The sequence below is a fragment of the Pontibacter indicus genome (genome assembly GCF_900156345.1).
In the GTDB taxonomy this organism is placed as follows: Bacteria; Bacteroidota; Bacteroidia; order Cytophagales; family Hymenobacteraceae; genus Pontibacter; species Pontibacter indicus.
Genome location: NZ_FTPP01000004.1, coordinates 75,318 through 87,265 on the forward strand (window position 1 = coordinate 75,318; position 11,948 = coordinate 87,265).

General features: G+C 52.3%; 13 protein-coding genes. 2 read left to right on the plus strand and 11 right to left on the minus strand.

All coding sequences use genetic code 11. From position 1 onward, the window contains the following. Positions 1-43: 43 nt before the first annotated feature. The 8 genes from nuoH to B0B12_RS17335 form a co-directional block, all read right to left on the minus strand. Positions 44-1,102, minus strand: a complete 1,059-nt coding sequence (gene nuoH, locus B0B12_RS17300) for an NADH-quinone oxidoreductase subunit NuoH (protein ID WP_076671499.1) — start codon at positions 1,100-1,102, stop codon at positions 44-46. Between the two features lie 3 nt (positions 1,103-1,105). Further along, entirely contained in the window at positions 1,106-2,086 is a 981-nt protein-coding gene (locus B0B12_RS17305) for an NADH-quinone oxidoreductase subunit G (protein WP_076671502.1), read from the minus strand. Between the two features lie 58 nt (positions 2,087-2,144). Further along, on the minus strand, positions 2,145-3,491 hold the full coding sequence (gene nuoF, locus B0B12_RS17310) for an NADH-quinone oxidoreductase subunit NuoF (protein ID WP_076671504.1): 1,347 nt from the start codon (positions 3,489-3,491) through the stop codon (positions 2,145-2,147). Positions 3,492-3,646: 155 nt separating this feature from the next. Then, on the minus strand, positions 3,647-4,180 hold the full coding sequence (gene nuoE / locus B0B12_RS17315) for an NADH-quinone oxidoreductase subunit NuoE (RefSeq protein ID WP_076671505.1): 534 nt from the start codon (positions 4,178-4,180) through the stop codon (positions 3,647-3,649). Between the two features lie 54 nt (positions 4,181-4,234). Beyond that, positions 4,235-5,485, minus strand: a complete 1,251-nt coding sequence (nuoD, locus tag B0B12_RS17320; protein ID WP_076671506.1) for an NADH dehydrogenase (quinone) subunit D — start codon at positions 5,483-5,485, stop codon at positions 4,235-4,237. 15 nt (positions 5,486-5,500) lie between these two features. Beyond that, on the minus strand, positions 5,501-6,007 hold the full coding sequence (locus tag B0B12_RS17325) for an NADH-quinone oxidoreductase subunit C (protein WP_076671507.1): 507 nt from the start codon (positions 6,005-6,007) through the stop codon (positions 5,501-5,503). Positions 6,008-6,012: 5 nt separating this feature from the next. Continuing rightward, complete coding sequence (locus B0B12_RS17330; RefSeq protein ID WP_076671508.1) at positions 6,013-6,567, minus strand: NADH-quinone oxidoreductase subunit B; 555 nt, start codon at positions 6,565-6,567, stop codon at positions 6,013-6,015. Between the two features lie 80 nt (positions 6,568-6,647). After that, positions 6,648-7,022, minus strand: a complete 375-nt coding sequence (locus B0B12_RS17335) for an NADH-quinone oxidoreductase subunit A (RefSeq protein WP_076671509.1) — start codon at positions 7,020-7,022, stop codon at positions 6,648-6,650. 346 nt (positions 7,023-7,368) lie between these two features. On the opposite strand from B0B12_RS17335, the gene B0B12_RS17340 reads away from it, so the two are divergent. Then, entirely contained in the window at positions 7,369-7,899 is a 531-nt protein-coding gene (locus tag B0B12_RS17340; protein ID WP_076671511.1) for an REP-associated tyrosine transposase, read from the plus strand. A 144-nt stretch (positions 7,900-8,043) separates the two neighbouring features. On the opposite strand, the gene pruA is transcribed toward B0B12_RS17340, so the two are convergent. From pruA to B0B12_RS17355, 3 genes are all read right to left on the minus strand, one after another. Continuing rightward, positions 8,044-9,678, minus strand: a complete 1,635-nt coding sequence (gene pruA / locus B0B12_RS17345) for an L-glutamate gamma-semialdehyde dehydrogenase (protein ID WP_076671513.1) — start codon at positions 9,676-9,678, stop codon at positions 8,044-8,046. 116 nt (positions 9,679-9,794) lie between these two features. Beyond that, positions 9,795-10,499: a YjjG family noncanonical pyrimidine nucleotidase gene (locus B0B12_RS17350; protein WP_076671516.1), complete on the minus strand. Its 705-nt coding sequence runs from the start codon at positions 10,497-10,499 to the stop codon at positions 9,795-9,797. A gap of 137 nt (positions 10,500-10,636) precedes the next feature. Continuing rightward, positions 10,637-11,023 carry an ArsR/SmtB family transcription factor gene (locus B0B12_RS17355; protein ID WP_076671519.1) on the minus strand — a complete coding sequence of 129 codons (387 nt, stop codon included), beginning with the start codon at positions 11,021-11,023 and terminating at the stop codon, positions 10,637-10,639. A 73-nt stretch (positions 11,024-11,096) separates the two neighbouring features. On the opposite strand from B0B12_RS17355, the gene B0B12_RS17360 reads away from it, so the two are divergent. Next, positions 11,097-11,771, plus strand: coding sequence for a carboxypeptidase-like regulatory domain-containing protein (locus B0B12_RS17360; protein WP_083704282.1), 675 nt, complete (start codon positions 11,097-11,099; stop codon positions 11,769-11,771). Positions 11,772-11,948 lie beyond the last annotated feature (177 nt).

The following is an 11,948-nucleotide window of genomic DNA, read 5'->3' on the forward strand; positions in this document are numbered from 1 at the left end:
TATTAAGAACAACGCCCGGTATGGCGACACTCAAATGTCGTTATCATTTTGTAAAATGTTCGTAGAGCAGAATACCACCTCCCGTAAGCAGGATATTCAGAATTGCCAGCGGGATCAGGATGTTCCAGCCCAGTTTCATCAGTTGGTCGTAACGGAAACGTGGCAATGTCCAGCGTACCCACATGAAGAAGAAGATGAAGGCGAAAATCTTCGCAAACATCACCGCCACACCGATGATCGTCACCACGTTGTTACCCAAAACCGGATCATCAAACGCGTTGCGCAGGTTCTCCATGAACGGGAAGTTGTAGGCACCGAAGTAAAGGGTTGACATTACTGCCGACACCACAAAGATGTTGATATACTCTGCAAACAAGTACATACCCAGCTTCATGGAGCTATACTCCGTGTGGTAACCACCGATCAGCTCGGCTTCAGACTCTGGCAAGTCGAATGGTGTTCTGTTCGTCTCAGCAAAGGCACAGATCAGGAAGATCAGGAAGCCCAGCGGCTGGTACCAGATGTTCCAGTTAAAGCCCGTCTGCTGCTCGGCAATCACTTTCAGCGACAGGGAGCCGCTCAGCATCAGCACCGCAATCAGCGACAGACCCATGGCTAGTTCGTATGAAATGTTCTGCGACGCGGCACGGATAGCGCCCAGCAGCGAGAACTTGTTATTCGAAGCCCAGCCGCCGATCATCAGACCATACACGCCCAGCGACACAACACCGAAAATGTAAAGGATGCCGATGTTCACGTCAATGGCAATCAGGTCGAATGAGGTTTCACCTATGATCAGTGTGTCACCGAAAGGTATAACGGCACTGGACATGGCCGCCACCAGCATGGCTATACCTGGGCCCAAAATGAAGAGCCCTTTGTTTGCCTTGGCAGGTATAAATTCTTCTTTGAAGAACAGTTTACCCGCATCAGCCAGTGGTTGGAGCAATCCCATTGGGCCCGCCCTGTTCGGACCTACACGGTCCTGAATGAAGGCCGCGATCTTACGCTCAAAGTAAGTCGAGTAGGTCGCAATCAGTAGGGAGATACCGAAAATGGCCAGAATGTAGATGCCTTTGTAGATCAGAAGTACAGAATCCATGCTTTATTCCGTTGGCATTTTTTTAACAGTAGATTTAGGCAGGTTCGGCACGATCGGCACGTTCACCACAGGCAGTTCGTAGTGGTTGGCCGAGATAACAGAACCTCTGTCGATGTTGCGCGGGCCTTCGATGGTCCAGTCGCTCATCTCCTTCTTGTCGAAACGGCAGGTGTTGCAGATAAACTCCTCCACCTCGGCGTACTCGTCCTTACGGGCAGTTACACGCAGCACGGTCTCACCCCTTGACCATAGCGTTACTTTACCGCTGCAGGTCGGGCAGTCGCGGTGTGCGTTCAACGGCTTCGTGAACCACACACGGTTCTTGAAGCGCCAGGTCTTGTCTGTCAAAGCTCCTACCGGACACACGTCGATCACGTTACCGGAGAAATCGTTGTCGATCACATTCTCAATGTATGTACCGATCTCAGCTGCGTCGCCACGGCCCAGTACGCCATGCACGCGCTTGTTGGTGATCTGATCGGCGGTATACACACAACGGTAGCACAGGATACAGCGCGTCATGTGCAGCTGGATGTAAGGGCCCAGGTCTACTTTGTTGAAGGTACGGCGCGGCTCCTCGTAGCGGGTTGCGCTCACGCCGTGCTCGTAAGAGAGGTTCTGCAGGTCGCACTCACCAGCCTGGTCGCACACCGGGCAATCCAGGGGGTGGTTGATCAGCAGCATCTCCACGATCCCTTTGCGGGCGTTCAATACGTCTTCGTTCGTGGTGTTTTCCACCACCATACCGTCCTGTACCGGCGTGATGCATGAGGCAACCAGCTTCGGCATCGGGCGTGGGTCGCGGGCGGAGCCTTGCGTTACCTTCACCAGACACACACGGCACTTACCGCCACTGCCTTTGAGCGGGGTATAAAAACACATGGCAGGAGGCACTACATCACCGCCGATCTTACGGGCGGCCTGTAGGATGGTGGTTCCATCCTCAACCTCTACCTCGATGCCGTCAAATGTTATTTTAGCCATCTTATTCTTTATGCAAATCCCACCAACCTAGGTATAGCGGGCAGTTATTTTTAATGATTTATACAGTAGCTGCAGCTAGCTGTCCTCTATACACGGCGCCCGGGGCAGTCGCCTCCTGCGGATGCTTGATGTGCCACTCGAACTCCTCACGGAAGTGACGAATCGCGCTGGCTACCGGCCAGGCTGCCGCATCACCCAGCGGGCATATGGTGTTACCCTCGATCTGCTTGGCTACGCTTACCAGCAGGTCAATGTCCTGCTGATGGCCATGGCCGTACTCGATGCGGTGCAGCACGCGCTCCATCCAGCCTGTACCTTCACGGCAAGGGCTGCACTGTCCGCATGACTCGTGGTGATAGAAGCGGGCATAGTTCCACGTGTTACGCACAATGCACTGGTCTTCGTCAAACACGATAAAGGCACCGGAACCCAGCATAGAGCCGCTCACAAAACCACCGTCAGACAGCGATTCGTAGGTCATCAGGCGGTCTTCGCCGGCAGCTGTCTTTAGGATCAGGTTGGCTGGCAGAATCGGAACAGAAGAACCTCCTGGCACAACGGCCTTCAGTTGTTTACCTTTCCAGATACCACCGCAGTACTCGTCTGAGTAAATGAACTCTTCTACCGGAACACCCAACTCTATTTCGTACACGCCCGGACGGTTGATGTTACCGCTGGCAGAAATCAGTTTGGTACCTGTGCTTCGGCCTACACCAATTTTGGCGTACTCTGCACCGGTATTGTTCACGATCCATGGCACAGAAGCGATGGTCTCCACGTTGTTTACCACCGTCGGTGACTGGAACAAACCTTTCACCGCTGGGAATGGCGGCTTGTTACGTGGGTTGCCACGCTTACCTTCCAGCGACTCCAGCAGAGCTGTTTCTTCACCGCATATATACGCACCACCGCCTGGGGCCACATGCAGGTCCAGGTCGTAGCCTGAGCCCAGGATGTTCTTGCCCAGTAAACCGGCCGCGTATGCCTCGGCAATCGCTTTCTCCAAAATGCGGAGGATGAACAATAACTCGCCGCGGATGTAGATGTAGGAAGTGTTTGCACCCAGCGCGTAGCTCGACGTAATCATCCCTTCAATCAGGGCGTGCGGGTTCTTTTCCATGAACACGCGGTCCTTGAACGTGCCCGGCTCCGACTCGTCGGCGTTGCACACCAGGTAGCGCGGAATACCTTCTGGCTTGGCCAGGAAGCTCCACTTCATACCAGCGGGGAAGCCGGCACCTCCACGGCCACGAAGACCAGAGGTTTTTACCTCTTCTACTACCTCATCCGGAGTCATCGTTTTCAGGGCCTTCTCTACCGAGCGGTAACCGCCATGCTTGCGATACACCTCCAGGGTTTCGATACCTGGTACGTTAATATGTTCGGTTAATATCTTGATTCCCATTGTTACAGGATGTCTATTTGGCAGCTACCGTTGCTGGTATTAGCCTCTGTTTTTATTTTGACAAAGGAATTTTGGACAAATGACAAAGGACTCTTTCAGGAATTAGGTATAGGAGTCTTTTGTCTAGTAGTCGTTTGTCACAAAGTCCTGCTAAGCTATTTCTTCCACTCAGGCGTTTCCACCTCTTTGTTGCGCATCATCTCCAGGAACCGGTCCAAGGCTTCTTCGCTGTCCAGGTTCTCGTAGTAGGTTTCGCGCACCTGCAGCATAGGGCCTGTTCCGCAGGAGGCAAGGCACTCTACTGGCTTCAGGGTAAACATACCGTCCGCAGTGGTTTCGCCTTCCTCGATATTTAGCTTCTGCTTGATCAGGTCAATCATCTGGTCGGCACCGCGTAGGCAGCAAGGGCCGGTGCGGCATACCTCGAGCACGTGCTTGCCAACCGGCTGCAGGTTGAACATGGTATAGAAAGTAGCCACTTCGTATACCTCGATCGGCTGTATGTTCAGGATCTCGGCGATCGCGTCCATGGCCTCCGGGCTCACCCAGCCGTTGTTCTCTGCCTGCGCAACGTGCAGGGCTGGCAACAGGGCCGACTTCTGGCGTCCCTCTGGGTAGTGGCTGATATAGCGCTGAATCTCAGCGAGGGCTTTATTAGAAAACTGAAATGCGTTTATCGTCTCTGCCATCTTTGTAAATGTCACCAGCCAAAGACCAGTGTTAGATGATTTATAGTATTATGATTATGCGTCGAGTTCGCCGGCAATTACGTTCAGGCTACTTAGCGTCAGGATCGCGTCGGCCAGCTGACCGCCCACGATCATTTCGGTATAAGCCTGGTAGTAAATGAAGCAAGGTCTACGGAAGTGCAGGCGGTACGGCGTACGGCCGCCGTCGCTTACCAGGTAGAAACCAAGCTCCCCGTTGCCGCCTTCCACGCTGTGGTATACCTCGCCTTTCGGAGCGTCAATCTCACCCATCACAATTTTGAAGTGATAGATCAAGGCTTCCATGCTGGTATATACTTCCTGCTTTGGAGGCAGGTAATAGTGTGGCGCGTCGGCGTGGTAAGATCCCTCTGGCAGGTTTTTGTAAGCCTGCTCGATTATCTTCAAGCTCTGCCATACCTCTTCGTTGCGCACCAGGTAACGGTCGTAGGTATCGCCCTTAGAACCAACCGGAATTTCGAACTCGAAGTCGTCGTAAGAAGAGTAGGGGTTCATCACGCGCACGTCGTAATCAATGCCGGTAGCGCGCAGGTTAGGGCCTGTGAAGCCGTAGCTCAGCGCACGCTCTGCCGAGATAGCACCAACCCCCACTGTACGGTCGATGAAGATACGGTTGCGGGTGAGCATTTTCTCAAACTCTGCCCATACCTTCGGGAAGCGCTTCAGGAACTCACCGATCAGGTGCAAAGCTTTTGGCGAAAGGTCGCGCTCCATGCCCCCGATGCGACCCATGTTGGTCGTCAGGCGGGCACCGCATACCTCTTCGTAAATATCGTAAATGTGCTCACGCTCCTGCATCACGTACAGGAAGCCGGTAAAGGCACCGGAGTCCACACCCAGGATCGAGTTACAGATCAGGTGGTCGGAGATACGGGCCAACTCCATCATGATCACGCGGATGTACTGCGCACGCTTCGGGATCGTAATACCCAGCAGCTTCTCTACCGTCATATGGTACCCCATGTTGTTGATAGGGGACGAGCAGTAGTTCATGCGGTCGGTGAGCGGCGTAATCTGGTAGAACGGACGGCGCTCGGCAATCTTCTCGAAGGCACGGTGAATGTACCCGATCGTCGGCACGGCGTCCATGATCACTTCCCCGTCCATTTGCAAGATGTTCTGGAAGATACCGTGGGTGGCCGGGTGCGTCGGACCCAGGTTCAGGGTCGTCAGGTTCTCGTTCTTCTTGTCCTGTAGTTTCAGGTCGCGGTTGTCCCGGAACTCCTGTAACTGATCAGTATCAGCTGTTTTATTATCAGTAGCCATAGTTGTTTATCTGGCTTAGCGTCCGAAATAAGTATCGATTTTGTCTTCCCGCGTCTGGTCTTCCAGCGGATACTGCTTGAGCATCGGATGGTACTCCATCTCCTCGATGTTGAGGATGCGGATCAGGTTCGGGTGACCGGTAAAGATGAAACCGTAGAAGTCGTAGGCCTCACGCTCCATCCAGTTAGCCGTCGCGTAGATGTTGGTCAGGGTCGGCAATACCGGATCCGCAATAGGCACAAACACCTTGATGCGCAGACGGTAATTATGACGCAGGCTGTGCAGCTGGTACATCATGCACAGCTCCCTGCCTTTGTGATCCGGGAAGTGAATGCCCGCCATGGTGGTCAGGAACTGCACCTGCAGGTCTTTGTCGTCATACAGGTACTGGATCAGGGCGATGATGTTCTCACGGTTTGTCGTGAACGTCATGATCCCGTCCGGGTCGTAAGCATCGAAGATATTCTCTTCCCCAAACTGGGCGATCAGTTTACCGAGTACGTTTTCGTTCGTAAGCTCCATGCTGCTTATTTAATGTTGTAAGAAGCTAAAAGCGCCTGGTACTCAGGAGAGTGACGGCGACGTAGTGATTCGTTTTTGGCCAGATCCTGCACGCGCATCAGGCCGTCCAGTATCTGCTCAGGTCTTGGCGGGCAGCCCGGTACGTACACGTCTACCGGCACCACGCGGTCTATACCTTGCAGCACAGAGTAAGTGTCGAAAATACCGCCAGAGGTAGCGCAGGCGCCAACGGCCACGACCCATTTCGGCTCTGCCATCTGCTCGTATACCTGCTTCACCACAGGGCCCATTTTCTTGGCAATCGTACCCATCACCAGCAGTATGTCTGCCTGGCGTGGCGAGAAGCTGGGACGCTCCGAGCCAAAGCGGGAAATATCATAAGTGGCACCCATGGTAGCCATGAACTCGATACCGCAGCAGGAAGTAGCAAATGGCAAAGGCCACAGCGAGTTAGCGCGGGCCAGACCAATCACTTTCTCAAAAGAGGTGGCAAAGAAACCAGCGCCTGAATATCCTTCCGGAGCCTCTGCCATGTTTACATCTTTGTTTGTATCGCTCATTTCTTCTAAATTCTGTGTTTAAACCTTCATTTACCCTTTCGAAAACACTGTTTACCCTATTAAAGTTTAACAGTGCCGAACTACTTTAGAATTCCTTTTTTGATCTCGTAGAAGAAGCCCGTCAGGATAACGCCCAGGAACAACATCATCGGAAGGAAGCCCTCCAGTCCGAATTCGCGGAAGTTCACCGCCCAGGGATACATGAAGATAATTTCAATATCGAACAGCACGAACAGGATGGCCGTGAGGAAGTACTTGTAAGAGATAGGAGTGCGTGCATCGCCCACCGACTCCACTCCACTTTCCCAAGGATTGTCTTTTACCTCACTTTTTCGCTTCGGACCCAATAAATGCGTCACAACCAGCGCGAAAATCACGAAGCCGATTGCAGCTGCAAATTGTATCAAAATAGGGAGGTAGTCCGACGGTAGATACTGAGTACCAGTAGTTTCCATATTGCTGTAATGCTTTCTTGAAATTTGGGAGCAAAATTAGGTATAAATAGCCAACAATCAAAAGACTATATCCAATGTAAACGGCGTTTAAAATTGTTCTAAAGTATAATCGGGCGGTGTGAGTGCAATTCTGCTAGGTTTTGGACTGGAGTAGCTGGGGTTGGTTTAAAATAGACTGGTTTAGGAGAGGGTTGAGCAGGTATAGCGGGGATGAGTGTTGAAACATGGGTTCGGGGATGTATATGTGGTGTACATGGCGCGAGCGTCCCCGCTCGTGTCTACTATAGAGGGGCCTCTGGCCCCGTTGTCATGTTTCCACGTACTTCTCCTCTAAACTATAAAGCCTATGTCCGAAAAATATAAGATCTATAAAGGTGGCCTATTCTTCGTCACACTTACGGTTGTGGGTTGGATTGACGTTTTCACGAGAAGAGAATATGCAGATGAAGTTGTGCAGAATCTAAACTACTGTATAAAGAACAAAGGGCTACAAGTTTACAGCTACTGCCTGATGCCCAGCCACCTGCATATGATTTGCTCAGTAGAGGATGGTGACTTGAGTGGCGTTATCCGGGATTTCAAGAGTTACACGGCCAAGAGAATTCTTGCCCTAATTGAAAGCAATCCAACCGAGAGCAGAAAAGACTGGTTGCTATACCTGTTTCGCTTCTTTAAGCAGCACAACACGCACAATAAAGAATTCCAATTTTGGCAGCAGAACAACCATCCCATTGACTTGACGGACACGACCATGCTTCAACAGAAAATCAATTACATTGAGCAGAACCCGGTTGAGGCTGGTCTGGTGACTGATGCGCCCTATTATACTTTTAGCAGTGCGAATTCGGGTAGTGGTGTGATTTTGGCAGAAGTATAAAGCTGAAAGGGGCCAGAGGCCCCTCTATAGTAGACACGAGCGGGGACGCTCGCGCCATATACATCTATACCTAAACCCAAAAAAAAACAGAAGCACCACGCCCTTTCGAGCGTGGTGCTTCTGTTTTTCAGGTATAGCTATACCTTATTTATTCTCACCCAGGAACGGGTAACGATAGTCTGTTGGCGTCACAAATGTCTCTTTGATAGAGCGGGCAGACACCCAACGGAGCAGGTTCAGCATAGAGCCAGCCTTGTCGTTGGTACCCGAAGCGCGGGCGCCACCAAATGGCTGCTGGCCTACCACGGCACCGGTTGGCTTGTCGTTGATGTAGAAGTTACCGGCCGCCTGGTCCAGTTTCTTCGTGGCGTACTCTACTGCGTAGCGGTCACGGCCGAAGATGGCGCCTGTCAAAGCGTATGGCGACGTGGAGTTCACCAGCTCCAGTGTCTCTTCGAAGTTGTTCTCGTCGTACACGTAGATCGTGATTACCGGACCGAAGATCTCCTCGCACATGGTAATGTACTGCGGGTTGTGAGACAAAAGAACGGTTGGCTCCACGAAAAAGCCTTTCGACTTATCGTAGTTACCACCTGCGATGATCTCCACCTCGTTGCTCTCCTTGGCATTGTCGATGTACTTGGCAATCTTGTCAAACGACTTCTCGTCGATCACTGCGTTGATGAAGTTCGAGAAATCCTCTGGCGGACCCATTTTGAAGGTCTTCAGGTCTTCTACCACGTAATTTTTCACATCTTCCCACAGGTTGCTCGGGATGTAGGCGCGCGAAGCAGCAGAGCATTTCTGACCCTGGTACTCGAAAGCACCGCGTACGATACCGGTCGCTACCTGCTTGGCATCGGCCGAGCTGTGCGCCACGATAAAGTCCTTACCGCCTGTTTCGCCAACAATGCGTGGGTAGGTTTTGTATTTGTGGATGTTCTGACCAATGGTTTTCCAGATGTTCTGGAACACACCGGTGCTGCCTGTGAAGTGGATGCCTGCGAAATCTGCGTGGTTGAAGATCACCTCGCCAGCCGTCGGGCCGTCTACATACACCAGGTTGATCACGCCGTCTGGCAGACCCGCCTCACGGAACAGCTCCATGATCATCTGGGCGGCATAGATCTGCGTATTGGCAGGCTTCCAAACCACTACGTTGCCCATCATGGCCACGCAAGACGGCAGGTTGCCGGCAATGGCTGTGAAGTTGAATGGCGTCAGGGCGAACACAAAGCCTTCCAGCGGACGGTGCTCCATGCGGTTCCATACGCCCGGCGACGACTCCGGCTGCATGTGATAAATCTCAGTGGCGTACTGCACGTTGAAGCGCAGGAAGTCGATCAGCTCGCAGGCAGCGTCGATCTCAGCTTGGAAAGCGTTCTTCGACTGGCCCAGCATTGTAGCTGCGTTCAGGCGCGCTCTCCAAGGTCCGGCCAATAGCTCTGCGGCTTTCAGGAAAATGCTCAGGCGGTGCTCCCAGCCCATGGCAGCCCACTCTTCGCGTGCGGCAAGCGCTGCGTTGATGGCCTGTTCCACGTGTGACGCATCGCCTTCGCTGAAATAACCCAGGATATGCTTATGGTCGTGCGGCTGAAGCATTGGCTTCTTGCTGTCGGTATATACCTTGTCGCCTCCAATGTACATCGGCACATCGATTTCTTTCGACTTAAGTTCTTTATAAGTGCGCTGCAGTTCCTCGCGCTCCGGAGAGCCCGGTGCGTACGATTTTACAGGTTCGTTTACTGGTGTGGGTACTCTAAAAAATCCGGTTGCCATCTTTTTGATATTTTACAGATTCAGAATAAGACATTCGACAGACCACCCAAGGCAGTCTTCTATACAAAGGTAAGGCGAATTATTTTATTTTCCGGCCTGAAACAGGTATAGCCTTACTATAACATAGCCTGCAGCTCACTCAGGCAGTGGATGTGGTAAGTAGGTTTGGGCGAGAGTTTGTTTTTGGTCTTCTCGGGGTTAAAGAAAACCTGATCCAGACCTGCCTCACGCGCGCCGTAAATGTCGCACTCCAGGTTATCGCCGATCATTAGGCAATCCGCAGGGCGCACCTGTATGCGGTCCAGGGCATGCTCAAAAATGCGCTTATCGGGCTTCTTATACCCGCAGCACTCCGAGGTCACAATCTCCTTGAAGTAATCGGTCAGCTTGGAGCCGTTCATTTTGATGTACTGCACATCCTTGAACCCGTTGGTGATGATGTGGAGGCCATACTTTGGCTTGAGGTAGTCGAGCACCTCGAAGGTATAAGGGAACACGGCCGTCTTCTGCGGGCACAGATCGGTATAGGCTTCGGATATACCGGCCGGCACCTGGTGCGGCTCCAGCCCGAGCCCGGTCAGGGTTTTAACAAAACGGGCCTCACGCAGTTCCTTCTGGTCGATCTTGCCTTTGTTGTAAAGGTCCCAAAGCAGGTGGTTCACGAATTTGTACTTCCTGTAAAAAGAGTCACGGTCGAAGAGCTGCTCGTATTCGGCCAGGCCAAACTCGTGGTACAAGGTATAGAGCGTTTCCTCGGAGTTCTTCTCAAAGTCCCACAGGGTGTGGTCGAGGTCAAAAAATATGTGTTTGTATGGTTTCATAAATGGGTGTCAGCTTTATAGAAACGACCTGGCGGGCGGTATGTTTAAAAAATATAGGCGGAGACAGCAGGCTGGAGTATACTAAAAGTTCTATGTCGCAGTTTAAACCAATGAACTAAAAACCTGTCTTACAGGGGCTAGCTTTCGGTCCAGCGGCGGCTCTGCATGCGGTTGACGGCCAGTTCGCGGTTGGAGTACAGGATGCGGTAGGTTTCCTGGTCTTTCTGCAGGAGGGCGTCGCGCTCCAGGTATGTGAAAATCTGTTGAACGAAATCGGAGGCTTCTTCCTTTAATGAGTAGTACACCCACTGGTCGAGCTTGCGGGGCGTTACCAACCCGGCATTGCGGAGGTAGGCCAGGTGGCGCGAGGTCTTGGTCTGGGTGAAGTCCAGCACATGCTCGAGGTCAGAGGTGCACATCTCCTTGTTGCGCAGGATCAGGTGCAGCATGCGCAGCCGCGAGTCGTCTGCCAGCGCCTTTAAAACCTGCTCGCCGAAGGAAAGACTGAAGTGTTTGAGCCTCATATTTGAAAGCGTATCTGAACAAAATTAGCCAAAAGATGCTATAATAAAATTATATGAAGTATTATTGTACTACATGATACCCGAATTAAAAAGACTACTACTTAAGAATAAACGTGCCATCGGCCTGCTGTTACCACTGGCCTTTTTTGCTTTCCTGATGATCGGGGCGCCTAACGAGGCGGCTGCGCAGGGACACAAACGGGTGGTGCAGCTAACCGGCTTTGTGACCGTGGGAGACAGTCTCTACGGTGTGGCAGGCGTGACGGTGTATGTTCCCAAAACCAGCCGCGGCACGCAGTCGAACGAGTATGGCTTCTTCTCGGTGCCTGTGCTGACCGGCGACAGCGTGGTGTTCAGCGCGCTTGGGTATAAGAAGCAGTACCTGAAAGTACCGCAGAACTACCAGAGCCAGAGCTACTCCATCATCATGCAGATGCAGGAGGACCCTACGCAGTTGCCCGAGGTAACGGTGTTTCCGTGGCCTACAGAGCGCGATTTCAAAGAGGCCGTGCTAGCCGTGAAGTTACCAGACGACGGTCTGGCCATCGCCATGCGCAACCTCGACCCCAAACGACTCGAAGAACTTTTCAGCACTGTGCCCATGGACGGTGGTGCTAACTTCAGGAACTGGAACATGCAGAACGTGCAGCGGCAGGAGCAGCGGAATATGATCCCGACGGTCAGTCCCTTTGCCATCATCAAACTGCTCGATATGCTCCGAAACGGAGAGTTCAAGAGCAAGAAGTAACCACTTAAGGATTTTGCAGGAGCCCGGCTCAGGTATAGCTATACCTGAGCCGGGCTTTTTTTATGGCATTCAAGGCCTGCGAATTGCACTGAAAGTAACCAACATCAACAGCTTGCGTTAGTCTCAAATATAGAAAGAAACGTATACAGAATGGCCCAGCATTGTCTCTGGCCATGT